19 protein-coding genes are annotated in these 26,782 nt (G+C 61.3%); 15 read left to right on the forward strand and 4 right to left on the reverse strand.

Annotated features, from left to right (window positions below):
- Window positions 1-22 precede the first annotated feature (22 nt).
- Window positions 23-2,188, reverse strand: a complete 2,166-nt coding sequence (locus tag ACWKWM_RS23715; protein WP_483848478.1) for a TonB-dependent receptor family protein — start codon at window positions 2,186-2,188, stop codon at window positions 23-25.
- Window positions 2,189-2,780: 592 nt separating this feature from the next.
- On the opposite strand from ACWKWM_RS23715, the gene ACWKWM_RS23720 reads away from it, so the two are divergent.
- The 15 genes from ACWKWM_RS23720 (at window position 2,781) to ACWKWM_RS23790 (ending at window position 24,052) form a co-directional block, all read left to right on the forward strand.
- A complete protein-coding gene (locus ACWKWM_RS23720) occupies window positions 2,781-4,442 on the forward strand; it encodes an ABC transporter substrate-binding protein (protein WP_483848479.1) in 1,662 nt (553 codons plus the stop codon).
- Window positions 4,439-5,371 carry an ABC transporter permease gene (locus ACWKWM_RS23725; protein ID WP_483848480.1) on the forward strand — a complete coding sequence of 311 codons (933 nt, stop codon included), beginning with the start codon at window positions 4,439-4,441 and terminating at the stop codon, window positions 5,369-5,371. Before ACWKWM_RS23720 ends, ACWKWM_RS23725 begins: the two co-directional genes overlap by 4 nt.
- A 21-nt stretch (window positions 5,372-5,392) precedes the next feature.
- On the forward strand, window positions 5,393-6,688 hold the full coding sequence (locus ACWKWM_RS23730) for an acyl-CoA dehydrogenase family protein (protein WP_483848481.1): 1,296 nt from the start codon (window positions 5,393-5,395) through the stop codon (window positions 6,686-6,688).
- Window positions 6,685-8,037, forward strand: coding sequence for an LLM class flavin-dependent oxidoreductase (locus ACWKWM_RS23735; protein WP_483848482.1), 1,353 nt, complete (start codon window positions 6,685-6,687; stop codon window positions 8,035-8,037). The genes ACWKWM_RS23730 and ACWKWM_RS23735 overlap by 4 nt, the downstream gene beginning before the upstream one ends.
- Before the next feature lie 38 nt (window positions 8,038-8,075).
- Window positions 8,076-9,128, forward strand: a complete 1,053-nt coding sequence (locus ACWKWM_RS23740) for an NADP(H)-dependent aldo-keto reductase (protein ID WP_483848483.1) — start codon at window positions 8,076-8,078, stop codon at window positions 9,126-9,128.
- 198 nt (window positions 9,129-9,326) lie between these two features.
- Window positions 9,327-10,214 (forward strand): ABC transporter permease, encoded by an 888-nt coding sequence (locus ACWKWM_RS23745; protein ID WP_483848484.1) that lies wholly within the window; start codon window positions 9,327-9,329, stop codon window positions 10,212-10,214.
- Entirely contained in the window at window positions 10,211-11,869 is a 1,659-nt protein-coding gene (locus ACWKWM_RS23750) for a dipeptide ABC transporter ATP-binding protein (protein WP_483848485.1), read from the forward strand. Before ACWKWM_RS23745 ends, ACWKWM_RS23750 begins: the two co-directional genes overlap by 4 nt.
- 29 nt (window positions 11,870-11,898) lie before the next feature.
- Window positions 11,899-13,299 carry an LLM class flavin-dependent oxidoreductase gene (locus tag ACWKWM_RS23755; RefSeq protein ID WP_483848486.1) on the forward strand — a complete coding sequence of 467 codons (1,401 nt, stop codon included), beginning with the start codon at window positions 11,899-11,901 and terminating at the stop codon, window positions 13,297-13,299.
- A 494-nt stretch (window positions 13,300-13,793) separates the two neighbouring features.
- Window positions 13,794-15,479: an ABC transporter substrate-binding protein gene (locus ACWKWM_RS23760; protein WP_483848487.1), complete on the forward strand. Its 1,686-nt coding sequence runs from the start codon at window positions 13,794-13,796 to the stop codon at window positions 15,477-15,479.
- Window positions 15,476-16,465: an ABC transporter permease gene (locus ACWKWM_RS23765; protein ID WP_483848488.1), complete on the forward strand. Its 990-nt coding sequence runs from the start codon at window positions 15,476-15,478 to the stop codon at window positions 16,463-16,465. Before ACWKWM_RS23760 ends, ACWKWM_RS23765 begins: the two co-directional genes overlap by 4 nt.
- Complete coding sequence (locus tag ACWKWM_RS23770; RefSeq protein ID WP_483848489.1) at window positions 16,465-17,328, forward strand: ABC transporter permease; 864 nt, start codon at window positions 16,465-16,467, stop codon at window positions 17,326-17,328. Before ACWKWM_RS23765 ends, ACWKWM_RS23770 begins: the two co-directional genes overlap by 1 nt.
- Window positions 17,325-19,040: a dipeptide ABC transporter ATP-binding protein gene (locus ACWKWM_RS23775; RefSeq protein ID WP_483848490.1), complete on the forward strand. Its 1,716-nt coding sequence runs from the start codon at window positions 17,325-17,327 to the stop codon at window positions 19,038-19,040. The genes ACWKWM_RS23770 and ACWKWM_RS23775 overlap by 4 nt, the downstream gene beginning before the upstream one ends.
- Before the next feature lie 26 nt (window positions 19,041-19,066).
- The gene (locus ACWKWM_RS23780) at window positions 19,067-20,275 is read left to right on the forward strand and encodes an acyl-CoA dehydrogenase family protein (protein WP_483848491.1); all 1,209 of its coding nucleotides are present in this window, start codon (window positions 19,067-19,069) and stop codon (window positions 20,273-20,275) included.
- A 231-nt stretch (window positions 20,276-20,506) separates the two neighbouring features.
- Window positions 20,507-21,871, forward strand: coding sequence for an MFS transporter (locus ACWKWM_RS23785; RefSeq protein ID WP_483848500.1), 1,365 nt, complete (start codon window positions 20,507-20,509; stop codon window positions 21,869-21,871).
- Between the two features lie 357 nt (window positions 21,872-22,228).
- Window positions 22,229-24,052 carry an ABC transporter ATP-binding protein gene (locus ACWKWM_RS23790; RefSeq protein ID WP_483848492.1) on the forward strand — a complete coding sequence of 608 codons (1,824 nt, stop codon included), beginning with the start codon at window positions 22,229-22,231 and terminating at the stop codon, window positions 24,050-24,052.
- A gap of 47 nt (window positions 24,053-24,099) precedes the next feature.
- Here the strand turns inward: ACWKWM_RS23790 and ACWKWM_RS23795 are convergent, their stop codons facing one another.
- The 3 genes from ACWKWM_RS23795 to ACWKWM_RS23805 all read right to left on the reverse strand — a co-directional run.
- A complete protein-coding gene (locus ACWKWM_RS23795; RefSeq protein ID WP_483848493.1) occupies window positions 24,100-25,200 on the reverse strand; it encodes a sigma-54 interaction domain-containing protein in 1,101 nt (366 codons plus the stop codon).
- An 8-nt stretch (window positions 25,201-25,208) separates the two neighbouring features.
- Window positions 25,209-26,396, reverse strand: coding sequence for an acyl-CoA dehydrogenase family protein (locus ACWKWM_RS23800; RefSeq protein ID WP_483848494.1), 1,188 nt, complete (start codon window positions 26,394-26,396; stop codon window positions 25,209-25,211).
- A gap of 236 nt (window positions 26,397-26,632) precedes the next feature.
- Window positions 26,633-26,782, reverse strand: a 150-nt coding sequence (locus ACWKWM_RS23805; protein ID WP_483844995.1) for an ExbD/TolR family protein, incomplete at its 5' end; no start/stop codon positions are given.

Here is a 26,782-nt window from a genome sequence, read left to right on the forward strand (position 1 = left end):
GTTTTTTTCCTGAGGACGCTCCTCAGTAGCGGTATTCCACGCCCACGTAAGCGCCGATGCCATCGCCTGGATACAGCGAGGCGGTGTCTTGACCCTTGGCATCATAAAGCGGCTGCACTGCGGTCACGTATTTCTTGTTCGCCAGGTTTTTCAGATCCAGCGAGACCTTCCAGTCTTTTTTCGGCGTTTCGTAACCCACGTTGGCGCCGAAGATCGTGTAGGAGGGCGCGTAAAAGCTGTTGGCGTAATCCACGGCAGTGCGCGAGGCGGACAGCACGTTTACCCCGGTATAGAAACCTTGGGGATGCTGGTACTGAACCTCGCCCTGATAGATATGTTTGGGTATACCCGGCAGTTGGTTGTCGCCGAAAGTCGGGTCATGACGGTAGTAGAAATCGTTGTAGGTGTAGACCTGACGCCAGGTCACTTTCTCGCCCGAAGCGCTTTCCCACAGTTGCGTGTTCAGCCCGGCCTCGATGCCTTGGTGAATGGTCGGCGAGGCGTTGAACGCACCGGTGACCGCTGCAGCAGTGGGGGTCGCTGCGATGAACTGCACGTTGAGCAACTCGTCGCGCACCCATGAGCGGTAGAGCGCCAGGCTGCCGTCGAAAATCCCCACCGAACCTTTCACGCCGATCTCGACGGTGTTGGCTTTTTGCTCCACGAGCGGGCGCACATAGGGTTGGGTCGGCCCCGAACCTGAGTATTCCCAGGAAGCAGGTGGATCGATCGAACGGCTGACGTTGGCAAACACCTGCAGCTGAGGCGAGAACTCGTAGCGAAGTCCCAGGCGCGGCGCCAGGCTCCAGTTATCGTAAGTTTCGCTCGAAGGGAAGGCAGACGTATTGGCCTGCAGGGCTTCCTTGACCTTGACGTCGCGTTGCACGTTGATGGCCGACACACCACTGGTGAGCCACAGGCCATCGACCAGTTCCAGATCGTTGCCCAGCGAGAACACGTGATCGAACGAGGAGCCATAATCGACTAACTTGCGGGTCTGCTTGTTGGCGAAGGTGGAGTTGACCTCGCCCTTGAGGTGTTCGGTGGACGTAAACGCCAGGCTGGTCCGGCTTTCATGGCCGAACAGCTGATCGGTGCGGTCATAGCCGATCACCGCACTCAGGTCGTGCCAGTCCCAGTAGCTCGGGTTGCTCGGGCTGTTGGGGCTGTTGTTGTGGGCATACTCGTAGTAGGCGAAGCCGACCGAAAGTCTGGAGTCATCATCGAAGGTGTAGGTGGTCTTGCTGCCGGCCCAGACGCTACCAGGGCGACGACTGCCCGCCCCGCTGCTGGCGGCGGTGGCGCTGGCATCGCGGCTGTGATGCTTGACCGCATCCAGCGTGGTAGCGCTCGGATCGTTATGGTATTCGTCGCGGTAACGCAGCATCAGCTGGGTTTCCAGCTTGGGGCTGAACTTGTAGCCAACGTTGGCCACCACGCCCTGGCTTTTCGACAGGCTGTAGTCGCGGTATCCCTCGTTGCGGTAGTTGTCGACGTTGACGTAGTAATCGAAGTTGCCTTCGACACCGCCAAAACTGGCGGTCTGTTTGTTGTAGCCATAGCTGCCCGATTCGGCACGCAAGCGCAGGCCCGGTGCGGTGTAACCGGTCTGGTTGACGAAGTTGATCGCGCCGCCCAGGCTCAACGCTCCGTACTGGAAAGCGTTGGCGCCGCGCAGGATCTCGGTGTAGTTCACGCCCGAGCCGTTCAGGAACTCGTAAGGTGTCCCGCCGGGGCCGGTGATCGGCAGACCGTTGAAGAGAAATTTGATCCCTTCGCGAAAGTAACCGGGAGAGGTGTTGGCACCCGAGCCACGGATCGAAATCTTGGCCGCATCGTTGCCCCCCGTAGATTGCACGAACACGCCCGGCTGGTAGGCGAGCGTGTCTTGCAGGTTAGCGGTGCGGCCTTTGGCGACCTGTTCGCTGTCGACCACGCTCGTACCGCCAGGGACTTCACTCAGCTGGTTTTTCGAAGCCTCCACCGGTGTGATTTTCTGCGCCTGCACCGTGACGGTCTTGAGTCGAGGCGTCGTGGTCTGTGTCGAATCCGGCGAAGGTGCCCCGTCTTCGGCCTGCACCGCGCCACTGCAAAGCAGTGCCGATCCCAGACCAACCGTTGTCAGCCAGGTCGCGCGTCGGATGGCCTGCGGCAACTTTTGCAACTCACCCCGAAAACTTACATGCATCGAATATATTCCTTAGTGAATAGATAAATAAGTGCACGCTTTTCTATTCGAATAGTCATTGCCTGATTCGCTCTGAGCAGTTTTTGTGCCAATACTTTATTGCCTGAATAAGCGGGTGCTATGAGCGTCTCAGGAACATTCAATGCTCAGCGATGTACTTTGTTTGGAATGGCTGTCTGTTTTGCAACACTTGTTTAGTTTGCGGGCCGCTGTGTAGATTTTGGTCCTCTGTCGCAAATCCAACAGCGAATACACAATCTGTAAGCGAACCGCTAATTTGAAATCGTCACTTTGATCTATGCATATAAGGATTGGTCATGAAGGCTGGCCGCCCGCAGCTTCATGCAGGCGACACTCGCACCTTGCGCAGTGGGCCGCGAAGTCCCGACTATTGAGGCGCCGCTCGATTATCAACTTTGCGCAATACGTGTTTTTCATTCCCTGACATTTGTCCGGCCAGCCAGTTTGCATGGTGGTGGCATGTTCACTGCATAACCCAAGTAGTGCTTAGCCTGATTGCGATCACTCAAGTTCTATTAAGGAAGCTTCTTTGGCCTGTCTAATCAAACTTACGACTGTGCTCTCTTTATATATGGCGATCAGTGCCTGCTCGCCTGCAGCAGCACCTGAGCACGGCGAGCGTCAGGCCGATGGCACTATTAACAATGGTGTTATTTCCTACCCGGCATCGGACTTTCATGAGCAGTCGCCTGGACGCAAGGGCGGAACATTGCGCGTGTCCGCTGCGTCCGATGCCGGCAGTTTTGACATTCACGCGCTGTCCAACGGCAACATCCAGTGGATGGGAAGAATTCTGTTCGACTGCCTGGTCTACCAGGACGAGCAGGGCAACATCAGTCCCTGGCTGGCCAAGTCGTGGGATGTCTCCGAAGATGGCAAGACCTACACCTTTCATTTGCGCGATGACGTGACCTTCAGCGACGGCGAGAAATTCAACGCCGCCGCCTTGCAGATCAATCTGGAGCACATGCGCGATCCAGCGACCAAATCGCCTCTGGCGGCTGCCTATATCGCGCCGTATGAGGATGGCAAGGTGATCGACGAGTACACCTTCCAAGCCCACCTGCGCGAACCTTACACGCCGTTTCTCGATGTACTTGCGCAATCCTGGCTGGGGATGATCTCGCCGAAGCAGATCCGCGAAGCCCCGAAAACCATCGCCGAACACCCGGTGGGCAGTGGTCCGTTCCTGCTGCAGCGCTACACCCGTGATCAGGGTGCGGACTTCATCCGGCGCCCCGGCTATAACTGGGCGCCGCCGGTCACCCGCCACGTGGGCGAGGCGTACCTGGACCGCATCGAATTGAGTTACGTGCCCGAAGCCATGATCCGCTTCACCGCGCTGGAATCCGGGCAGTCTGATTTCGCCCTTGATGCGCCTGCGCAAAACGCCGTCGCGATTCGGGCCAATCCGCAATTGGTCATGCGCAGCCGGATTCGCAAGGGAAATCCGAGTCGCAGCATGACCTTCAACGTCGAACAGCCACCCTTCGATGACGTGCTGGTGCGCCGCGCCGTGGCCAAGGCCATCGATCGCGAGGGGCTGGCGTGGATTTCCGGGTTTGGCGAGTTCATCAGCAAGGCTGATTTCCTGGCTGCCAATACGCGGTTCTATCAACCGAACAACGACGCATTGGCCTACGACGTCAACGCCGCCAATGGGCTGCTCGATCGGGCTGGCTGGACCGGGCGGGATGCTCAGGGCTACCGGACCAGAAACGGCGAGCGCCTGAGGGCGACGTTGCTCAGCTACGACAACCCGGCGTTCCCGGCGAGCGTGTCGGTGGCCATCCAGGCCGATCTGAAGAAAGTCGGCTTCGACATGCCCATCGAGATGCTGCCCCTGACCCGGGTGTCGGAGCGCCGTTATGCCGGCAAGTTTCAGGCGCTGGCCGCCGGCTACTGGCATACCAACACGCCGGACGGGCTGTTTGTGCTCTATCACAGCCAAGCCATCAGTACCCCTAAGTTGATTGGCCAGAACGCCGGCAAGTTTCGCGATGCCGAGCTGGACCGCGTGCTCAGTGCGGCACGACGCTCACGGGACCCTGTTGAGTTACAGGCGCTCTATGCCGAGGCGCAAAAACGCCTGACCGAAACTGTCCCGGCGGTGCCTTCGGTGGAGAGCCAAGTGCTGACGGCCTACGGAAAACAGGTCAAGGGCGTGATTTTCGACACTTCGCACAACGTTCCGTTTTTCACCAGCATCTGGCTTGACCGGGGGCAACCATGAGCACGTTCAAACGGATTTCGCTGCGGCTGCTGGCAGGCATCGGCGTGTTGTGGGGCGCAGCGACGCTGACCTTTCTGGCGGTGAACTTCAGCGGCGGCGATACGGCGCTGGCAATCCTTGGCGGACCCGATGCGCTGCCCACGCCGGAGCTGTTGGCGCGGGTGCGCGCCGAATATGGGCTGGACCAGCCGCTGATCGTGCAGTACGGCGATTACCTGGCACGCCTGGTCCATGGCGATCTGGGTGAATCCTACCGTCTGCGCATTCCGGTGTTGCAAGCCATCTCGGAACAGATCGGCGCGACGTTGCAGCTGTCGCTCAGTGCTGCATTGCTGGCCATCGTCTTCGCACTGGCGTGCGCGATCCTCACCGCCAACCGCTCGCGCTGGGTCCGCTCGGCGGTGTCGGGCAGTGAGCTGGTGGTCTCTTCGGCGCCGTCCTTCGTGATCGGAATTTTGCTGCTTCTGGTGTTCTCGTTTCATTGGCATTGGTTGCCGCCGTCGGGCTCCTCGGGCTGGCGCTCATTGATCTTGCCGTCCATTGCCCTGGCGTTGCCGGTGGCCGCCGTGCTGACCCAGCTGCTGCGCCAATCGCTGGAAGACACCCTCGAGCAACCCTTCATTGCCATGGCCCGAGCCAAGGGCGTGTCCGAAACCGGCGTGCGGCTGCGCCATGCCCTGCGTCATGCGCTGGTGCCGTTGGTGACGCTAGCCGGGTTCATTTTTGCCAGCCTGTTGGGCGGAGCGGTGGTCATTGAACTGCTGTTCGCCCGGCAAGGCATAGGTCGCCTGATGCTCGACGCCACCACCAATAAAGACGTGCCAATGGTATTGGGCGTAACGCTGCTCGCCGCCACCGTCTACGTGGTGGTTAACCTGGCCGTCGACCTGATCAACCGCTGGATTGACCCGAGATCGGCCCATGAATGATGGGCAATCGAGGTGAATACGATGACGAACAAGGAAAACCAGATGAACATCGCCAATGCTTCTGCTGTGAAAATTGAAGACCTGCAACAGCGCTTTTCCGACGTTTTCGCCTGCATCGCCGACACGGCTGTCGCTCGCGAGGACACCCGGGAACTAGCGTTTGAGGCAGTGCAATGGTTACGCAATGCCCGCTTTGGCGCGCTGCGTGTGCCAGTGTCCCAAGGCGGCCTCGGTGCGAGCCTGCCGCAACTGTTCGAGCTGTTGATCAAATTGGGCGAAGCGGATTCCAACCTGCCGCAGATCGTGCGGGCGCATTTCGGATTCGTCGAAGGGCGCCTGTCCAGCCGTGATGCCGAGTCCCAGGACTACTGGCTGGCCAAGGTCTGCGACGGTCAGCTATGGGGGGCGGCCATGGCCGAGCGCACTGACACGACTCGCAACTCAGTTACCTTGACGGCGATCGAACCCGGCAACACCGCGGCGGGTTGGCTCCTCAACGGCGAAAAGTATTACTGCACCGGCACGCTCTACGCGAACTGGATCGCCGCCGTAGCACTGGATGGCGATGACTTCGTCAGCCTGGCCGTGCCCACCGACGCCACGGGCGTGACGGTGGAAGATGATTGGGACGGTTTCGGCCAGCGCCTGACCGGCAGCGGCACGACGCGATTCGAAGACGTGAAGGTGCCGGATCACTACATCGTGCGTCGCTTCAAGAAAGATGAATTGCGCGCCGAGTCCTACCTCTCGGCCTTCTACCAGCTGTTTCACCTGGCGACATTGACGGGCATCGCCGATGCCGTTCTGCGGGACGCTACCGATTTCGTGAAAGGCCGCACCCGCGCATTTGGCGTGCCGGGCCAGTCCAGCCCCAAGGACGATCCACTGGTTCAGCGAGTGATCGGACGGCTGTCGAGCCTGGCCTATTCGGCACGCACTCAGACCCTGGCCGTGGCGCAAGTGCTGCAGGACGTCTATGAGGCGGAGCAGGGCGGCTACGCCATCGAACAGCATTACACCGAAGCGGAAATCCGCGCCTATCAGGCCCAACAGATCGTGCTCCAACAGGTGCTGGAAGCAACCACGCTGTTGTTCGAAGTCGGCGGTGCCTCGGCTACCAGCACAACACGCCGCTTCGACCGTCACTGGCGCAACGCGCGTACGCTGGCTTCCCACAACCCGGCAATTTTTCGCGAGCGCGCGCTGGGTAACTTCTACCTCAATGGCATTACCCCCAACGCCGCCTGGAAGACCCTGCAAGCCGCTGACAGCGAGCAGCAGGCCAACGGCGCCCGTGACGAAGCGAGTGCCGTATGAGTACTTCAAACAGCAAGAACACTCGCGAAGGGCAGATGAGCCTGGGCATGAACATCCTTGGCTTTGGCGCGCATTCAGGCGCCTGGCGGAGCGCGGAGGTGCCGGCCAATGCCTATCTGGACGTCGAGTACTACCGCAACATTGCCCGGATTTCCGAGCGCGGGTGTCTGGACGCGATCTTTCTCGCCGATGGCCCTGCGTTGGCCGGTGACATCGCCCGGCAACCTGCAGGCAGGCTGGAACCTACGGTTCTGCTGACTGCCGTGGCACTTGCGACGCAGCGTATCGGGGTGATTGCGACCGCCTCGAGCACCTATAACGATCCGTTCAATATCGCCCGGCGCTTCGCCTCGCTGGACCACATCAGCGGTGGTCGCGCGGCCTGGAACGTGGTCACCAACGCAGGCGATGCCGCCGCGCAGAACTTTGGCCTGGCCGGCGCACCGTTGCATGTGGACCGTTACGCGCGGGCCGATGAGTTCATCGACGTCGCCGTGAAGTTGTGGGACAGCTGGGAGGACGACGCGATCATTGGCGACGCTCGCGGCGGTCGCTTCGCCGATCCCGAAAAAGTCCACGCCATTGACTTCGTCGGCAAGCATTTTTCGGTCAAGGGCCCCTTGAACGTGCCGCGTTCGCCGCAGGGCCGCCCGGTGCTGGTTCAAGCCGGTTCTTCGGAAGGCGGCAAGGCCCTGGGCTCACGCTATGCCGACGCCGTCTTCACTACCCAGACCACCCTGCAAGACGGGCAGCTGTTCTACAACGAAATGAAAGAGCGCGCCGCAGGTTGGGGGCGCAACCCTGAGCATTTGAAGATCATGCCGGGCCTGTCCACGGTCATTGGCAGCACCGAAGCGGAGGCCCACGCGCGCTTCGACGCGCTCAACGCCTGGAACGGCGAACACGGTTTGCTGGAGCAGGTGGCGGGACGCATTGGCATTCCCGCCCGCGAGCTGGACCCGGATGCGCCGCTGCCCTGGGATCGCATCGGCGCCGTGGCTGATTTCGAACGCGGTTCTCAGGGCTTTCTTGAAGCGCAATTGAATTTGGCCCGACGCGAAAACCTCAGTATTCGTCAGCTGTCGCGGCGGATTCTGGTCGGTCATCGCTTGCTGGTTGGCACGCCGGAGCAAGTGGCTGACACCTTGACCCACTGGTTCCAGTCCCACGCTGCGGACGGCTTCAACATCATGCCGGACATGTTCCCGTCCGGCGTCGAGATCTTCGTTGATGAGGTGGTGCCGCTGCTGCAAAAGCGCGGCGTGTTCCGGCATGAGTACACCGGCAGCACCTTGCGCGAGCACCTGGGCCTGCCATTCCCGACCAATCAATACGCGCCGCGAGCCTGAACCGCAGCGTTCGTACTTTTCAATACAAAGGATCAAGTATGCGTTACCGGAAATTGGGCAATAGCGATATCGACGTCAGCGTTCTGGGCCTGGGCACCATGACTTGGGGGCACCAGAACTCCGAGCAAGACGCGCACCAACAGATCGATCTGGCGCTGGCCGAGGGTGTCAACCTCATCGACACCGCCGAGATGTATCCGACGCCTACCAAAGCCGAGACCTGGCGCACCACCGAGCGTTACATCGGCACCTGGCTGGCGAACAGCGGCCGTCGTGCCGACATCGTACTGGCGAGCAAGATCGCCGGGCCTGCCCGTGATCCCAATGGCCAGGCGCACATTCGTGACGGGCTGAGCCATCACGACCGCCGCAACATCGTCCAAGCGCTGGACGGCAGTCTGTCGCGTCTGAAAACCGATTATCTGGATCTGTATCAACTGCATTGGCCGGACCGCAAAACCAATATTTTCGGTCAGCGCGAATACCCCTATCAGGACGATGCCGACAGCGTCGCCATCGAAGAAACGCTGTCGGTGCTCGCTGATCAGGTCAAGGCCGGCAAGGTGCGGCATATCGGTGTGTCCAACGAAACGCCATGGGGCGTGGCCGAATTTCTAAAGCAGAGCGAACGTCTTGGCTTACCGCGCATCGTCAGTATCCAGAACCCCTACAGCCTGCTGAACCGCCTATACGAAGGCGGCCTGTCGGAGTTCAGCCACCGCGAAGGCGTCGGGCTGCTGGCCTATTCGCCGCTGGCATTCGGGGCGCTGACCGGCAAGTACCTCAATGGTGCGCGCCCTGAGGGTTCCAGGTTGTCGTCGGTGTACCGCTCTTTCAACCGTTATGACAGTGCGTCGGCGCAGGAGGCGATTACCGGCTACGTGCAGATTGCGCAGCAGCACGGCCTGACCCCGGCGCAATTGGCGTTGGCGTACCTCATAGACAAGCCGTTCGTGGCCAGCGCCCTGACCGGGCAAACCACCCTGGCTCAGGTGCGTGAAAACCTTGGCGCGGTGGACGTGGTGCTCACCGACGAAATCAAGGCGCAGGTTCAGGCTGTTCACCAGAGGATTCCAAACCCTGCGCCGTGAGGTGCTGTTGGCGCGAGGCTGTTTGTGCTCGGGTTCTGTAGGAGCCAACTTGTTGGCGAAGGGTTTTGTGGCGTGCCAATCAATACGCTTCGCGAACAAGTTCGCTCCTACAGGCGAAAGGGTTTTGTGGCGTGCCACTCAATCCGCCTCGCGAACACGTTCGCTTCTACAGGTTGAGTCAGTCAGGAGAAATACTGAATGTCACAGGCTATTGAAACGGTCATCGTCGGGCCTGCAACCGGCGTTGGCGGCAGCCGCCCGCTGGGCCTTGCCGGATTCGCGCCTTTGCGTCCCGGCTTATGGGCGGCGGTGCTGTTCGTGGTGTTGCTGGTGATTGCATCGGCCGTGCCGCAACTGCTCGCGCCTTACGATCCGCTGGATGCTTCGGCGCGTCTGGCCTTCCAGCAACCGGACGCCGTTCACTGGCTCGGCACCGATGAAAACGGTCGCGACGTGCTGAGCCGCTTGCTCTATGGCGTGCGTTCGTCACTGTTCATGGGGCTGGCCGCCACGGCGCTCGGACTGGTTTGGGGCACGCTGCTGGGCCTCATATCCGGGCTCGGGCCGCGCTGGCTGGATGCCTCCATCATGCGGGGGGTCGATGTGCTGCTGGCGTTTCCCGATCTGCTGCTGGCGTTGGTGATCATCACCTTTTTCGGCCAGGGCACTGCCAACCTGATTCTCGCCGTCGGCATCGCCGGGGTACCGCGTTATGCGCGGCTGGTGCGGGCGCAAACATTGAATGTGCGCAACGCAGGCTATGTCGAAGCCGCTGTGACACTGGGTCAATCACATCTGGCCGTGGTGCTGCGGCACATCCTGCCCAATGCCTTCAAACCGGTGCTGATCCTGGCCACCATCGGCATCGGTGGGACCATCACCGCCGGTGCGGCTTTGAGCTTTCTCGGCTTCGGTGCACCACCGCCAGCCCCCGAGTGGGGTGGGATGATGGCCATTGGTCGCGCCTTTCTCGCCAACGCACCATGGCTGGTGGCCTGGCCTGCACTCAGCATCACCCTAACCGTTGTTTCCATCAGTGCCATCGGCCGCGAACTTCTGCGCCGTAGCGAAGGAAAACCCCTATGAATGCGAACATCCAGCCCCTCGGCCCGTTGGTTGATATCCGTGACCTGACCGTACGTTTCGGTCAGGCCGCGCCGGTTCTGCATGGCGTCAGCCTGCAAATTCATCGCGGCGAGTGTTTGGCGCTGGTGGGCGAGTCGGGCTCCGGCAAGAGCGTCACGGCGCGCACGTTGGCCGGGCTCACCGGTCAGGGCGCGCATATACAGGCGGCGAAGCTGGCGTTTCAGGGCGTCGATTTGCGCAGTCTCAACGAGCGCGGCTGGCAACGGCTGCGTGGCGCCAGCATAGGGTTTGTCATGCAGGACGCTCTGGGGGCGCTTGATCCGCTGCGCAGAGTCGGCGCTGAAGTCGAGGAACCGCTGCAATTGCACACCCCGCTGGGGCTTGAAGCCCGCCGATTGCGTGTGCTTGAGTTGCTGCGTGATGTGGGCATTCCCGAGCCGGAACTGCGCGCCAGTCAATACCCCTGGCAGCTGTCGGGCGGGCTCCGGCAGCGTGCGCTGATTGCCTCCGCGATTGCCTGCAATCCGCGGTTGATCATTGCCGATGAGCCCACCACGGCGCTGGATGCAACGGTTCAGGCGCAGGTGATTGCGCTGCTCGAAAGCCTGCGTGGTGAGGACAACGCACTGCTGATGGTCAGCCATGATCTGTCGGTGGTGTCTCGTCTGGCCGATCGCGTGGCGGTCATGCGCCACGGGGTCATCGTCGAGCAGGGCACCACTGAACAGATTCTGCAGGACCCGCAACACCCTTACACCCAGTTGCTGCTGCGTGCCGCCAGAGCCGTGCATTTCCAGCCGGAGCGCCGACTGCTCACGGCGGTGGAGGCTGACGCTCAGCCAGAGGGCGAGGTACTGCTCGAAGCCCGAGACCTCAGTAAATCGTTCGTCGGTCCTGACGGTCGCACACGCACAGTCGTCAAGCAGGTGTCATTGCAATTGCGTCGCGGCGAAACCCTGGGCGTGGTCGGCGAGTCGGGCTCGGGCAAGACCACCCTGACCCGGCTGATACTCGGCCTGGAAACCGCCGATGGCGGCGATGTTTGGGTCGCCGGGCAGCAGTGGTCCAGGCTCGATACAAAGCACAAGCGCCAGGCCCGCAAAGCGGTTCAGGTGGTGTTTCAGGACCCGCTGAACTCGTTCGACCCGCGTTACACCGTGCAGCGGGTGCTGTTCGAGGCGCTGGCGGTTGCAGGTTTGCCTCGCCGGGACTGGCGCGACAGAGCACTGCAATTGCTGGATCTGGTGCGGCTGGACGCCAGCGTGTTAGCGCGCCGGCCCATCGAGCTGTCCGGCGGCCAGCGTCAGCGCATCGCAATTGCCCGAGCCTTGGCATCGGAGCCGAAAATTCTGATCTGCGATGAGCCTGTGTCCGCGCTTGACGTTTCGGTGCAGGCACAAATCCTTGAGCTGCTCGACGATCTGAAACTGCGTCTGGGGCTGGCATGCCTGTTCATTTCCCACGATCTGGGGGTGATCAACCATGTCAGCGAGCGGGTGTTGGTCATGAAGGACGGCGAGGTGGTCGAATCAGGCTCTGTGCGGGCGGTGTTCGACCGTCCGGTACACGCCTACACGCGCGCGCTGATCGCCGCCATTCCGACACTGGACACCCAGCGCGAGCCGACCGAGTTCTACCTGCAAGTGGCGATCTGACGTCGCCCATTCACAAAGGAGTGTCCGCAGTGCCCAAGCAGCTGCACGTCAATCTGTTCGAGATGAATTGTGTCAGTCACATCGTGCACGGCCTGTGGGTGCACCCGGAAAACAACCGCCATCGTTTCAACGATCTGGACTACTGGACCGAACTTGCTCAATTGCTGGAATACGGCACTTTCGATGGGGTGTTTCTCGCGGATGTGATTGGCACCTACGACAAGTTTCGCGACGGGCCGCAAACCTCGTTGCGCGAGGCCATGCAGATCCCCAGTAATGACCCGTTGCTGGTGATTCCGGCGATGGCGGCGGTGACTAAAAACCTCGGTTTCGGCGCCACATTTTCCACCACCTACGAGCCACCATTCGCCTTCGCCCGGCGCATGAGCACCCTTGATCACCTGACCAAGGGCCGGGTGGGCTGGAACATTGTCACCTCGTACCTGCCCAACGCCGCTCGCAATTTCGGTCATGACACCGAGGTCGTTCATGATCGTCGTTATGAGATCGCCGATGAATATCTGGACGTCCTGTACAAGCTGTGGGAAGGATCGTGGGACGATGACGCGGTGATTCAGGACCGCAAGCGCCGGGTCTACACCGATCCGACCAAGGTGCGCTACATCGATCATGTCGGCGAACACTTCAAGGTCGCCGGACCACACCTATGCCAGCCTTCGCGACAGCGCACGCCGGTGCTGTTCCAGGCCACCGGGTCGCCTGCGGGCATAGAGTTCGCCGGTCGCCACGCCGAAGTGGTGTTCACGGGCGGTATGGACACGGCGGCGGTGCGGGCCAATATCCAGGCCATGCGGCAGAAGGCGATTGATCACGAACGTGATCCGGTCGGTCTCAAATTCATCGTCATGGCCGGGGTCATCGTCGGTCGCACCGATGAGGAAGTCAGCAACAAGCTCGACAGTTACCGCAAGTTGATGAGCGTCGAGGCATCGCTGGCCCATGCACAATCGGCGGTGGATCTGACGGCGTACCCTCGGGACGCGCTGATCAGTGACTTGATCGAGCGGCAGGTCAAGGGTTGGCAGAGCCTGGCGCGCTTCAAGCCGCAAGCGTCGGTGGGGTCGGTGCTGGCGCAACTGGAAGGGTTTAATCGTGAGCGCTTTTTCGTCGCCGGTACGCCGAGTGTCGTGGCCGATGAAATCGAGAAGTGGCTGGATGTGGACGGCATCGACGGCATCAACCTGCGCCAGTATCTGTCGTTCGAAACCGCGCGGGACTTCATCGAACTGGTGATCCCCGAGTTGCGCCGGCGCGGACGCTTCCGTGAGTCCTACAACGACGGCGAAACCCTGCGCGAGCGCTTGTTCGGCGCGGGCCAGGCGCGTCTGCCGGATGATCACTTCGGTGCTCGGTATCGGGATCCGGCTGCACTGCGCAACCCGGCCAAACCCTTGCGGTTTCCGGCCTGACGGCGGTTTCTTCAGCCGCGCCACGCTAACGATCAGCCAAGCGCAGGTGGACGAAGCAGCACAACCGGCGCAGATCCATTTGCAGACGTGGCAATTGTGGGAGGGAGCTTGCTCGCGAAAGGGCCCATACATCCGCCACATATTTTGGGCGCCGATTAACCAATCGCGAGCAAGCTCCCTCCCAAAGACCATATTTTGCTGCGCAACACCGATCCGCTTCTGCCGAAGGCGTAGGAGCGCAGCTTGCTCGCGATCTGCCGGGCACCGGCAGTAAAACAGGCGACCGGGTTTTGTCAGACTGACCGCATCCGCGCCGTTGACTGCCCTACGCGGCTACTGCTGTTGTTCGGCCATCTGTTGCTCTGCCAACAGTGGCCACACAGATTGTCTCCCTCACGGTTGTGCAACACGCCGCGCGCCCCGTGTTTAGTGGCCGAAAAACCCGGCATGGCTTGTGCAATAGCCCTGTTCCCGGACTAAAGGCATCAGGACCCATGCGAGAACGCGCCCCCTATCTGCGATTTCCCGGCACACGATCCCGGTCGTTGCTCAAGCACACTCCCGTTGTTGGTATCGCCACGCTCTGCGGCCTGTTGATGGGCTGCGGCCAGGGCACGTCGACCGTTGCCCGCAGCGACAAGCCGGTCAGCGGCGGCACGCTGGTATACGCCACCGACCGCGAGCCCACGTGCCTGGACCCCCACGTCGGCGGCGACATGCCGCAGGTGTTCGTCGGGCAACAGTACCTGGACTCGTTGGTGTCGATGGACGCCGACGGGCACATCGGTCCGTGGCTCGCCAAAAGCTGGGAGGTGTCCGAGGACGGACTGACCTACACCTTCCATCTGCGCAACGACGTGCACTTCACCGACGGCACGCCGTTCAACGCGGCGGCCGTCAAGGCCAACCTGGACCACATGGCCAACCCGAAAACCCAGTCCAGCACGGCGGGCGGTTACATCCGTCAGTACCGCAGCACCGACGTGCTCGATGCCGACACCGCCGTTGTTCATCTGGCAACGCCGTACGCGGCTTTTCTTGAGGTGCTCGCGCAGGGTTTTCTGGGGATCGAATCGCCAACCGCGTTGCAGCGCCCTCGGGACACTAACTGCGAAAGCCCGGTGGGCAGTGGCCCGTTCAAGGTCGTGCGCTGGGATCGACAGAGTCAGGTCGAACTGGTGCGCAACCCCAATTACAACTGGGCGCCGCCCACTGCCAAACACCAAGGGCCGGCATGGCTGGACCGCATCGTCTGGAAATTCATCCAGGAGCCATCGGTGCGCTTTGCCTCGCTGCAGGCTGGCGAGGTCGATGTGATCGAGGCGCTGCCGCCTGAATCCTATGAAGCGGCGCGGCGCAATCCCGACCTGCAACTGATCATTGCCCAGCGACCGGGTAACCCCACCAACGGCACCTTGAACATCACCCGCCAGCCGTTCAACGATCTGAAAGTGCGCGAAGCTTTCGTTCGCAGCGCTGACGTCGATGGCGCACTGAAAAGTGTGTATTTCAACGAATTCCCCCGCGCCGGCGGACCGCTTAGCCCGGCCACGCGCTTCTACAGTCCGAACTTCCAGCACGCACAGGATTATGACCCGGCCAAGGCGGCACAGCTTCTGGATCAGGCGGGCTGGACTCAACGCGACAGTGACGGCTACCGCACCAAAGCCGGCAAGCGCCTGCAAGTCCACGTGGTGATGGGCAACCGCACGCCGCCTTCGGAATACACCTTGTGGGAGCAAGTTCAGGCTACTACCCGACAAGCCGGTTTTGAAATGATCGTCGATCAAATGAGTGATGTGCAGGCCACCAAGCGCCAGGCCGACTGGGATTACGACATCCGTCTGGGCTACTGGAACACCAACACCGCCGACGTGCTGCGGATCATTTTTGGCAGTGAGTTCATTAGCCCGGCGGGAGTGGGCGGTTACCACCAGAACACCGCCGGGTTCAGCGACCCGACGTTCGACGGGCTGATTCAACAGGCCTTGACCACGCAGGACGCCGATCAACGTCGGGCGCTGTATTACAAGGCTCAGCAAATCGCCTCCAGCCAATACCTGCAACTGACGACCTATCCGCAAAGCACGCGGCTGGGCATCTACAAGACGACCCAAGGTGTGCGCCTGGAAACGTCGTTGGCAGTGACCTATCTCTATGACGCTTGGGTGAACAAATGACGGGTGCCTCGTTGAGCAATGAATTGACCCATCCGCGCCGCGAACGTTTGCAGCAACTGGGACGCCGGGCTTTGTGGCGTCTGGCTGGCGGGGTACTGGTGTTATGGGCCGTCGCGACGCTGACGTTCTTTGCCCTGCGCCTGATGCCCGGCGACCCGGTGCAGGCGATCCTCGGCGGGCCGAGCGGGAACCCGACGCCCGAAACCATCGCCGAAGCCACACGCGAGTACGGTCTGGACAAACCGCTGGCGGTGCAATACGCGCTCTATCTGGGGCGTCTGGTGCAGGGTGATCTGGGGGTTTCCTATTCCCAGCACCTGCCGGTGACCCGCGTTCTGGCCCAGCAATCCTGGCCAACGCTTGAGCTGACCTTTACTTCGCTGGCGTTGGCCTGGCTGTTGGTCCTGGCGCTGACGGTGTTGACGGCCGGACGCCGGCGCTGGGTCGGCAACCTGGCGTCGCTGGCAGAAACGCTGTCGGCTGCGCTGCCGCATTTCTGGCTCGGGATTCTATTGCTGGCGGTGTTCGCTTTCGGCCTGAGGCTGTTTCCTCCCGCAGGCAGCGATGGCTGGAGGACCCTGGTGCTGCCGTCGTTCGCACTGGCGATTCCGCTGGCGGGATTCATCGCTCAAGTCACGCGCGAGTCGCTGGATCTGACCCTCGAACAGCCGTTTGTCCTCACCGCCAGAACCCGCGGCCTGAGCGATTTCAAGGTGCGCTTCAAGCACGCGCTGCGTCACGCGGTACTGCCGGGAATCTCGTTGTCAGGCTGGGCCATCGGTGCGCTGATCAGCGGGGCGGTGGTGATCGAAGTGATCTTTTCGCGCAAGGGCCTGGGGCGTCAGCTCTATCAGGCCGTACAGGCCCAGGACCTGCCGTTGACCATCGGCATCAGTCTGGTGGTCGCCGGCGGTTATGTGCTGGCCAATATCCTTGTCGACCTGTTGTACCTGTGGGTCGACCCTCGTCAACAAGGGGATGCGTGATGAGCGATTTGACCCTGGATACTCCGCTGCCCGCGCTTCGGGTTCAGCGTACGCCCCGCGTTTTGCGACCGGGGACTTTGTTGGCCGTGACCTTTCTAGCACTGGTGGTCGCCGCGGCGGTTTTGCCGCAATTGTTCGCCCACAGCGATCCGTTGGCGATCGTTCCCCACGATGCATTTCACCCGCCGAGTTGGGAGCACTGGTTCGGTACTGATCAGTCCGGGCGCGACATCTTTTCCCGAGTGATCTATGGCACCCGTCAGTCGCTGTTCATCGGCCTGGCCGCTACGGCCATCGCGATGAGCATCGCGATCGTGCTCGGTTTGCTCGGCGGCCTGGGCGGAGCGCGCGTCGATCGTGGCGTGGGTTGGTTGCTCGAAGTGCTGTTCGCATTCCCCAGTCTGATTCTGGCACTGCTGTTCGTGGCGATCTTCGGCAGCGGCATTGGCCCGCTGATCGTTGCCACCGGCCTGGGTGGTGCGCCGGGGTACGCGCGCATGGTGCGGGGGCAGGTACTGGCGGTGCGTAACGCAGGCTACATCGAGTCAGCTAAAGCACTCGGGCATCCGCCGCTGCGCATCATCACCCGGCAACTGCTACCCAACGCCATGCGGCCGTTGATCGTGACCCTGACCATGGGCGTCGGCCAGGCCATTGTCTGGGCATCGGCCTTGAGCTTTCTGGGATTGGGCGCGCGCCCACCGGCACCCGAGTGGGGAACCATGCTTTCCATGGGCAGGGACTTCATCGCCAATGCCTGGTGGCTGACGTTCTTTCCCGGCCTGTTCATCGTACTGACCACGCTGTCGACCACCGTCGCCGGCCGCTATCTGCAACAACGTCTTGAGGGCCGCCTGTCATGAGCGAGCAGAAACGTTTGATCGTCGAAGGCTTGTCCATCGAGTTCGCCGGGCAGTCGGTGGTGCGCAACCTGTCGTTCATCCTGGAACCGGGCAAAACTCTGGCCCTGGTGGGTGAATCAGGATCAGGCAAGAGCGTGACCGCACGCAGCCTGATCGGGTTGGCGGGTGAGGGCGCGCGGGTCACGGCACGCCGCTTGAGCTACGCCGGGCGCGACCTGCTGAGCCTGTCGGAGCGTGGCTGGCGAGAACTGCGCGGCAAGGACATCGGTTTTGTCCTGCAAGACGCGCTGGTGTCACTGGACCCGCTGCGCCCGGTCGGTAAGGAAATCCTCGAAGTGCTGGAAACCCACCGCTGGGGCGACCGAAAAAGCCGTGCCGAACGCGTCATCGAGCTGCTGGAAACGGTGGGCGTCCCCGAACCGAGAATGCGCGCCAGTCAGCGCCCGGACCAACTTTCCGGGGGGCTGCGTCAACGGGCGTTGATCGCCAGTGCCCTGGCCATGAATCCGGGTCTGGTGATCGCCGACGAACCGACCACGGCTCTGGACGCTACGGTCCAGGCGCAGATTCTCGAAGTGTTGCAGCAGATCAAGGCGCGTGGCGATTCGTTGCTGATCATCAGCCATGACCTCGCCGTGGTCGCGCAACTGGCCGATGAGGTGCTGGTGCTGCGTCAGGGCGAGGTGGTGGAGCAGGGGCCGATGGAGCAGGTGTTGCGCAATCCCCGTCATCCTTACACCCGGTCGCTGCTCGACGCGGTGCCGGCCGAACATGCGCGCGGCACACGTCTTTCGCCTGAGCAAGGGAACGCCCCGGTTCAGTCGCGGCCCGGTGCCGATGCGCCGGTGTTGCTCTCGGCCAAGAGGCTGGGCAAGCGCTACGTCGGGCCCGACCAGCAGCCGCGCCAAGTGGTCGAAGGCGTCAGTTTCGAGCTTCGCGCCGGTCGCACGCTCGGCATCGTCGGCGAGTCAGGTTCGGGCAAGACCACGGTGGCGCGTATTGCCCTGGGGTTACTGGAACCTGACGCCGGTGAAGTGCAGTTTCTTCGCCTGCCGTGGACCGCAGCCGGCAGCGCGCGCGTCGAGGAGAGGAGTCGACGCCTGCATCGGCGAGACATCAGCGTGATTTATCAGGACCCACTCAGTTCGTTCGACCCGCGCTGGAGTGTCGGCCAGATTCTGGCTGACGCGCTGGATGTAGCCGGCATCGCGTTCGACCAGCAACGTGCACGCATCGCACAGCTACTGCATCAGGTGCGCCTGCCGCCAGAGCTGTCGACCAGAAGGCCTTTGCAATTATCCGGTGGCCAGCGGCAGCGGGTGGCCATTGCGCGGGCCATCGCCAGCAATCCGAAAGTGATCATCTGCGACGAACCGGTGTCGGCGCTCGACGTTTCGGTCCAGGCCCAGGTGCTCGACTTGCTGGCTGATCTGCAAGCGTCGTTGGGCCTGGCCTATCTGTTCATCTCTCACGACCTTGGGGTGATTCGCCACGTCAGCGACGAGGTGCTGGTGATGCGCCACGGCAAGGTGGTGGAAAGCGCCACCGTAGAAAACCTGTTTGAAAACCCGCAGCACGAATACACCCGACGTCTGCTGGGCTCCGTCCCGCGTTTGCCGGGTGCTGGAAGCAAACTGGTGGTGCCACCGGTGGAGCCGGAAAGCGCCGTGCTGCTGTTTGACGAATCCCGGCTGTGGAAAATCGCGATTTAGTTTCAAATTCTGAACAAGGAACTGCCATGAGTACGTTGTCTGTTGTACCCAAGCCTGATGTGGTCACTGTGCAAACGCTCAACGCCCGGCTTGACCAGTTATTGCCGCAGATTGCTGCAGGTGCCGCGCAGCGCGAGCGTGATCGGCAACTGCCCTACGAAGCCGTCGCCCAGATCGCCAAAGCCGGTTTGTTCACCACACGCATCCCGACACGTTTTGGTGGTGCCGGTGGTTCGGTCAGGGACGTGATCGCTATCCTGATCCGCATCGCCTCGGCTGACTCCAATGTGGCTCAGGCGCTGCGCCCCGGTTTCGGTTTCGTAGAGGGGTTGCTGGCGTCGCGGGCGCAAGGCGCCGAAGCCGAGCGCGAGCGTTGGTTCGCGCGTTATCTGCAGGGTGCAGTAGTGGGCAATGCCGGATGGGAAATCGGTGGCGCCAACGGTTCGGTCAGTGCGCGCATCGTGCGTGACGGGGAGCACTTTCGAGCGACCGGCAGCAAATACTACAGCACCGGATCGCTTTACGCCGATTGGGTCAGCGCAGTCGCGCTGGACGAGAACGAGCAGCCGGTTTCATTCATTCTGCCGCGTGATCGCAAGGGCCTGGAATTGCTGGACGACTTCGATGCCATGGGCCAGCGTCTGACGGCCAGCGGCACCACCCATTTGCATGATGTCGTTGTGTACGCCGACGAGATCCGCACCCGGACCGTGGAGGAGGGCAAACGCACGATCGTCACGCCCTTTCTTCAAGTGTTCCTGGCGTCGGTGAACGCCGGTATCGCGCGCAATGCGCTTAATGATGCGGTGAGTTTTGCCAAAGAATACGCGCGACCGATCAAGCACAGCACGGCAGCACGTTCAGTGGACGATCCGTATGTGGAACTGAGTGTCGGCGATATATCGGCCCGCGCCTTCACGGCTCAGGCTGTGGTGCTGCAAGCAGCCGAATCGATTGACCGGGCGTGGGCGGCTGATCTGGATTCAATGGCAGTGGATCAGGCGGCGGTCGATGTGGCGCAGGCGCAATACATTGCCGCTGAATCGGCACTCAAGGCGGCGGAGCTGGTGTTCGACGTGGGTGGGGCGTCGACCACCAGTCGCGCACACAACCTGGATCGTCACTGGCGCAATGCCCGGACCGTGTCCAATCACAATCCCCGGCAGTGGAAAGCCGCAGTGGTCGGCGCGTGGCAGTTGAAAGGCACGCCACCACCGACGTCCGGGCTGTTTTGAAGAACAGGGGATCGGACCGCGCGCTTTTATTAGGAGCGCGCTGGCTCGCGATCTGCTGCTCCTACGCCCTGCGGGCAGACGCAAGAACGTTCTTCAATAAAGGATGATTTCAAATACCCCATGGGCATTAACCAAGGCCTCGGCAGCCAGAGCAAAAGCAACAACGCCGCTGCGCTGATCGACACCCTCGCCGCAGACCGTTCTGGCGCCACGAACCTGCGGCGCATTCCCATGATCATTGGCTGTGCGCTGTTCATGGAGCTGATCGATGCCACGGCTGTGCTCACCGCGTTGCCACAAATGGCCCGGGATTTCGGTGAGCCCAGCGTGCGTATGAACCTTGTGGTGTCGCTGTACCTGCTGGCGGTTGCGCTGTTTGTCCCGGTCAGTGGCTGGGCGGCTGACCGCTTCGGGCCGAGGCGGGTGTTCATCAGCGCGATTGTATTGTTCACCGCTGCGTCGGTAGCTTGCGCCTGCTCGAGTTCGCTGTTGCAGCTGTCATTGGGCCGCCTGGTCCAAGGCTCGGCGGGGGCGATGATGGTTCCGGTGGGTCAGGTCATCCTGTTGCGCTGGTCGGCACGGGAAAACCTGTTGCGGGCGATGTCCTACCTCACTATTCCGGCACTGATAGGGCCGATTCTCGGGCCGCCGCTGGGTGGTTTGCTGGTGACCGTGCTGTCGTGGCAGTGGATTTTTCTGATCAACCTGCCGATCGGTGTGCTCGGTGTGTTGCTGGTGCTGCGTTATATCCCGGACTACCCGGGCGCTCGCGGCCAGCCGCTGGATGTAACCGGATTGCTGCTCAGTGGCATGGGACTGGGCGGTCTGGTGTTCGGTTTCGAAGCGTTGGGCCACGGCCTGCTGCCCAGCACATGGGCACTGCTGTTGATTGCTTTGGGCGTTGCGAGCGCCCTTGTGTATGTCTGGCATGCCAAACGCGCCACTAACCCCTTGATCGACCTGTCGCTGCTGCGGATTCCGACGTTCGCCGTGACGTTCTGGGGCGGCAATCTGATGCGCATCGGCAGCGCCTCGCAGCCGTTTTTGTTGGTGCTGCTATTTCAACTGTGCTTCGGCCTCAATGCGTTACAGGCAGGGTTGCTGAGTTTTGTGGGTGGCGCCGGAGCGTTCCTGATGAAACTGCTGGCGGTGCGGATCGTCAGCCGTTTCGGCTTCAAACGCACGCTGCTCGCGAATACGGTGCTGACGGGCCTGAGCCTCGCTGCCACCGGCATGTTCGACATTGCCACGCCGTATTGGCTGGTCGTGGTCGTGCTGTTTGCCAGTGGCATCATTCGCTCGCTGCAGTTCAGCACCCTTGGAGCACTGACCTTTGCCGATGTGCCGCCTGAGCAATCGAGCAGCGCCAGCAGTCTGTCGGCCATGAGCATTCAGTTGACCATGAGCCTGTCGGTGGGCGTAGCGGCCGCTTTGCTCAGCTCGATCATGGCCGTGCGTGGGCACGGGGCGATTGCTCAATCCGACGTGGCGCTCGTCATGGGCCTGGCCGGCGCGCTGTGTGGCGTTTCAGCGCTGGTCTATCGCAGGCTCTCGCCGCAGGCAGGGTTGTCGGTCTATGCCGCACAGGCCCGCTGAGCTGTTTGGTAACCGACAGGGATTGCACATCCACTGTCGCAGATCGCACTTTTAATCCCGCGATAACGGTCGTGGCCGCGTAAAACCGGGCGCTGGGGGCTGGCATGATTCCTGATAACAGAAGGACAGTATCCGCTGTCAGGAGTCGATCCAGAACGGCGAGCCGCAGGCTTCAGGCCGCAACACGCATCTTTATGCAGCATCAGCTGCAGCGGTTGGACACTGGAGGAAGTCCGCCAGCACTTGAATATGTGAAAAACATCGATCCAAACCACGGTCAGGACCGGGCACCCGCTTTGCCCACCTTTTGCCTGAAAGCTACGCAGCCACAGGCGTCATTCAGGAAAGTAATCTGTCATGAGCTCGTCTTTTTCATCCTTTGCTCCCCGCGACCGCAGGCTGCGCGGCTGGAACGTCCAGCAACTGCCGTCGACACCTGCCGCCTTCGTGCGATTTTTTATCGGTAATTTCAAAGGGTGGTATGTGGCTATCCTGCTGCTGCAAATCGCTGCAGTGATCTGCACCATTCTGATTCCGTGGGGATTGGGGCAGATCACGCGCACCGTCAGCAATGGCCTGGACGCGCAGAACGCCTTTGCGGTGCTGCAGTGGCCGCTGACGCTGTTCGCCGCATTGCTGTGCTGTGAACTTTTATTCACACGGGCGGCAGCCGGTTGTCACATCCATGTCCTGCCGCTGCAAAGGCGCACCGTGACACACGTGGTGTACGGTTACTTGCAACAACATTCACACCGTTTCATCAGCAATGAATTCGCCGGTGCGCTGGCCCATCGAGTGTCCGAAGTGGCGCTGGGCGTCAACCAGACCCTGAGTATTTTGCTGTTCGACCTCATTCCGTTGCTCGTCACCCTGAGCCTGGCCACGGTCTTGCTGTGGACCGCCTCGCCGTTGATGGCAGTGTTCATGGCGGGCTGGTCGGTGGTGTTTATCGGCGTGTGCTATTTGCTCGCGCGACGCAGCCATCCGCTGGCACAGCAATATTCGGCGGCGCGCAGCACAAGCTCCGGCAAGGTGGTGGACGCGGTGTCCAACCTGGCCAACATTCGGCTGTTCGCACGTCATGCCTTCGAGCACAGCTACCTGGGGACGTTTCTGGACAAGGAGGTCGCCGCTGCCTATCGATCGCTGGGCTACATGGAGAAAATCCGCTGGTTCCAGACCGGCTGCGGTGTGGTGCTCAAACTAGGCCTGTTGCTGCTGGCCCTGCAACTGTGGCGTACCCAACGCATCGACATTGCGGCGTTCGTCATGTCCACCAGTCTGTCGCTGTTGATCATCAGCGATGTCGGCAACCTGTCGCGGCGGTTTCTCGAGTTCTTTGAAGCCACAGGCAATATTTCCAATGGCGTACGCACCCTGATCCGCCCCCATGAAGTGATCGACAACCCTGGCGCAAAGGCCCTGCAGATCAAGCGTGGGGATATTGAGTTTCGCGATGTGGGGTTCAGCTACGGCAACGATCAGGCGATTTTCACCCACCTCAATATCGTGATTCCGGCGGGACAGAAAGTTGGATTGGTCGGATCTTCGGGGTCGGGTAAATCCACGCTTCTCAGCTTGCTGCTGCGCCTGTACGACGTGCAGAAAGGCGCAGTGCTGATCGATGGGGTGGATGTGCGCGAGGTCACGCAGCACTCACTGCATCAACAAATAGGCCTGATCCCCCAGGAGCCAGGGCTGTTTCACCGCAGCATCCGTGAAAACATTCACTACGGGCGTCTGGATGCCTCGATGGATGAAGTGGCCGAGGCCATTCACCGCGCCGGTGCCAGCGAGTTCATCGACAGCATGGAGCACGGTTACGAGTCTTTGGTAGGGGAGCGCGGGGTCAAGCTTTCGGGGGGGCAACGCCAGCGGATTGCGATTGCGCGCGTGCTGTTGAAGAACGCCCCGATTCTGGTGATGGACGAGGCGACGTCGAGTCTGGACTCGATCACCGAGCGCTTCATCCAGGACAAGCTGGACGAGATCATGGAAGACAAGACGGTGTTGGTCGTCGCGCACCGCCTGTCTACGGTGGCGCACCTGGACCGCATTCTGGTGTTCGACAAAGGCCGGGTGATCGAGGACGGCAATCACCATCAGTTACTGCGCCTCGGTGGGCAGTATGCGCAGCTGTGGAACCGCCAGTTCAGCAACGAGTTGGGCGAAGCGGTCTGATGGCAAGGCGCAAGGTGCGGCGGGCGGGACCCACCGCGTCGTGCGCTTCATATCGACAGGTGCAAGGTGCGCTCGTCGGGGGAGGGGTTCGCGGGGCGGCGCTTGTTGACCTTCAATTCGACCAGATTGATAAGCAACGTGCGCGTGATGTTGCGGCTCAGGCCCAACAACTCGGCCGTATGCACCTGATTGTGGTGACAGAATTTGTAGGCGGCACTCAACAGGGTGCGCTCGACGTGCTCGTGCAGGTTGTCCGGCTGTTCTTCGAACAGTCGATGCAGCGCCTGGTCCAGCAGTCCCATTGCTGACTCGTCTGTGGACGGATGTTCGCCGTGGCGTTCGATGCGCAGATTGGACATGCGCAGGTCTTCGCTGCGAATCACCCCGTCCCGGCAGATCAGCAGGGTGTGATGAATGACGTTTTCCAGTTCGCGGATGTTGCCAGGCCAACTGTAGGCCACCAATTTCTGTTCCGCTTCGCGGCTGAGGGTGATCGCTCCGTAGCTCAGCCGCTTGCTGTAGCTATCGATGAAGTAATGCACCAGCGGGATGATGTCCCCTGGCCGATTCTTGAGCGGGCTGAGCTCCAGATTGACCACGTTGAGACGGTAGAACAGGTCTTCGCGAAAATGCCCGGCGTTGATGGCCTTTTCCAGTTGCACATTGGTCGCGGCCAGCACCCGTACGTTGATCGCAATGCTCTTGCGCGAGCCAAGTCGTACTACTTCACGCTCTTGCAGGACGCGTAGCAGCTTGACCTGAATGGACATGGGCAGATCACCGATTTCATCGAGAAACAGCGTCCCGCCGTTGGCCTCTTCGAACCAGCCAGCCTTGGCGCTGAGTGCTCCAGTGAAGGCACCTTTCTCGTGGCCAAACAGTTCTGCTTCCACCAGCGACTCTGAAAATGCTCCGCAATTGACTGCCACGAACGGTTGCGTCTTGCGTGTGCTGAGGTTGTGAATGTGACGCGCCACCAGCTCTTTGCCGGTGCCGGTTTCGCCCATAATGAGCACGCTGGCTTCGCTGGGCGCGACCTGCTGCAGATGCTTGAGCAAAGCTTGGGATTTCGGGTCTTCGAACACCTGCGCGGTGGCACGGATCGAAGTGGCGAGGGCGGGTGAGGGCGGTAAGGTCAGCAGTTGCATGATGATCCCTATGAGTAAAAAGTCGGGATGGGTGGGGTGCCGTTAAGAGCCCAGTCCCCCAGTTCATGAAGCTTGTAGTCCAGAGGGTCGTGCAGGCTCTGGGTACGCAAGTTGCGCCAGTGCCTGTCCAGAGCAACCGAGGCATGGGTGGCACGCGCGCCGGTCACCTCGAAGACCTTGCTACAAAGTTCGAGGCCGTGGCGGCTTGCGGCGACCTTGGCCGTGGCGATGGCAATAGCGGTTTGGCCGCGCTCTTCGCTGGTCAATGCCGCGCCTTTGGCCCACGCCTCGTCCAGCACGCGACCGGCGCGCTCCACCAGCAGACGCGTGCTTTCCAGCGCTACCCAGAAATCGCCGTAGTGACTGAGCACGTAAGGGTCCTGGGCATTGTGCGTGGCGTTGGAGCGGAACCAGGGTCGGGTTTCCTGGCGGGTGTATTTGCGCGCTTCTTCAAAAGCGCCCTCGGCGATTCCGAGGAATATATTAGCGAAGTGCAATTGGGCGATCAGCGGGCGCAGGCAGGCGAAGGGCGTGCTGAGCGGGCCTGGCTCGAGCAGTAAGTCAGACTCTTCGACCCTTACGCGGTTGAAGGTCACGCTGCCGCTGTCAGTCTGACGCTGACCCATGTTGTACCAGTCATTGTGCAGCGTGATGCCCGTGCGACCACTGGGTATCGCGGCAATCAACAGCTTGCCGCCTGCCGCTTCGTCCACTGCCGAGGCGATGAGCATTTCCGAATCGTTGGCGCCGGAGCAGAAACTTTTTTGCCCTGAAAACTCACGCCAGCCTTCGCGTCCCTTGACCACGGTACGGGTGTCCAAAGGGTTGAGCGTGTTGCCCCAGAACCAGTTATTCCTGGCCGTCAGTTTGAACCACGTCTGCCATTGTGAAGGCTTGGCGAACAGGCGGACGGTCGCCAGCATCAAGTGGTGAAAGCCGAAGACATGGGCGATTGAGCTGTCGACCCGCGCGAATTCGCGCACTATCTCGAAGGTCTCGGACCAATTGGCCTCCAGCCCGCCTAACTGGCGAGGGATGCTCAGAGAAAGCAGCCCGCTGTTGCGCAGTCTGTCGCGCTCGACCTTGGGCGTACCGCCGCGCGCATCACGGTCAACGGCAGTGCGGGCGAATTCACTCGCCAGTTCACGGGCAATTTCCAGTGGCGCTTTCCGGGCGTTGAGTAGCGTGACAGTCACGGGCGTTACCTCTTCCTTGTGTTTTCAGTTCGGGGACTTTTTGCTTACGTGACGCAGACTTGGGTCTGACTGATCCCACTTTTTTGCAGGTGTGAAGCAGGGACTGCTCGACTGATCTCAACGTGGGAGCGGACCTGTGCGCGAAGAGGCCAATACATCCAAGACCTCTCCAGCGACCGGAACAGCGCATTCGCGGGCAAGCCTCGCTCCAACAGATTCAGGCACTTCAACCCCTGTTACTTGGCGGTCACTACCGACAATTTGGTAATCCCCGCCCGTTCGATCGAGGCCATGGCTCTGGCGACTTCGCCGTAGTTCACGCCGTTGTCGGCCTGCAATTGCACGCGTACGTCGGCGTTTTTGTCTTTGGCAGCCTTGAGGTTGGT

The organism is Pseudomonas rosaeacicularis, assembly GCF_057128745.1.

Coding starts and splice junctions, on each gene's coding strand:
- ACWKWM_RS23715 (WP_483848478.1), bottom strand. CDS start 2,188: ATGCATGTAAGTTTTCGGGGTGAGTTGCAAAAGTTGCCGCAGGCCATC.
- ACWKWM_RS23720 (WP_483848479.1), top strand. CDS start 2,781: ATGGCGATCAGTGCCTGCTCGCCTGCAGCAGCACCTGAGCACGGCGAG.
- ACWKWM_RS23725 (WP_483848480.1), top strand. CDS start 4,439: ATGAGCACGTTCAAACGGATTTCGCTGCGGCTGCTGGCAGGCATCGGC.
- ACWKWM_RS23730 (WP_483848481.1), top strand. CDS start 5,393: ATGACGAACAAGGAAAACCAGATGAACATCGCCAATGCTTCTGCTGTG.
- ACWKWM_RS23735 (WP_483848482.1), top strand. CDS start 6,685: ATGAGTACTTCAAACAGCAAGAACACTCGCGAAGGGCAGATGAGCCTG.
- ACWKWM_RS23740 (WP_483848483.1), top strand. CDS start 8,076: ATGCGTTACCGGAAATTGGGCAATAGCGATATCGACGTCAGCGTTCTG.
- ACWKWM_RS23745 (WP_483848484.1), top strand. CDS start 9,327: ATGTCACAGGCTATTGAAACGGTCATCGTCGGGCCTGCAACCGGCGTT.
- ACWKWM_RS23750 (WP_483848485.1), top strand. CDS start 10,211: ATGAATGCGAACATCCAGCCCCTCGGCCCGTTGGTTGATATCCGTGAC.
- ACWKWM_RS23760 (WP_483848487.1), top strand. CDS start 13,794: ATGCGAGAACGCGCCCCCTATCTGCGATTTCCCGGCACACGATCCCGG.
- ACWKWM_RS23765 (WP_483848488.1), top strand. CDS start 15,476: ATGACGGGTGCCTCGTTGAGCAATGAATTGACCCATCCGCGCCGCGAA.
- ACWKWM_RS23770 (WP_483848489.1), top strand. CDS start 16,465: ATGAGCGATTTGACCCTGGATACTCCGCTGCCCGCGCTTCGGGTTCAG.
- ACWKWM_RS23775 (WP_483848490.1), top strand. CDS start 17,325: ATGAGCGAGCAGAAACGTTTGATCGTCGAAGGCTTGTCCATCGAGTTC.
- ACWKWM_RS23780 (WP_483848491.1), top strand. CDS start 19,067: ATGAGTACGTTGTCTGTTGTACCCAAGCCTGATGTGGTCACTGTGCAA.
- ACWKWM_RS23785 (WP_483848500.1), top strand. CDS start 20,507: ATGATCATTGGCTGTGCGCTGTTCATGGAGCTGATCGATGCCACGGCT.
- ACWKWM_RS23790 (WP_483848492.1), top strand. CDS start 22,229: ATGAGCTCGTCTTTTTCATCCTTTGCTCCCCGCGACCGCAGGCTGCGC.
- ACWKWM_RS23795 (WP_483848493.1), bottom strand. CDS start 25,200: ATGCAACTGCTGACCTTACCGCCCTCACCCGCCCTCGCCACTTCGATC.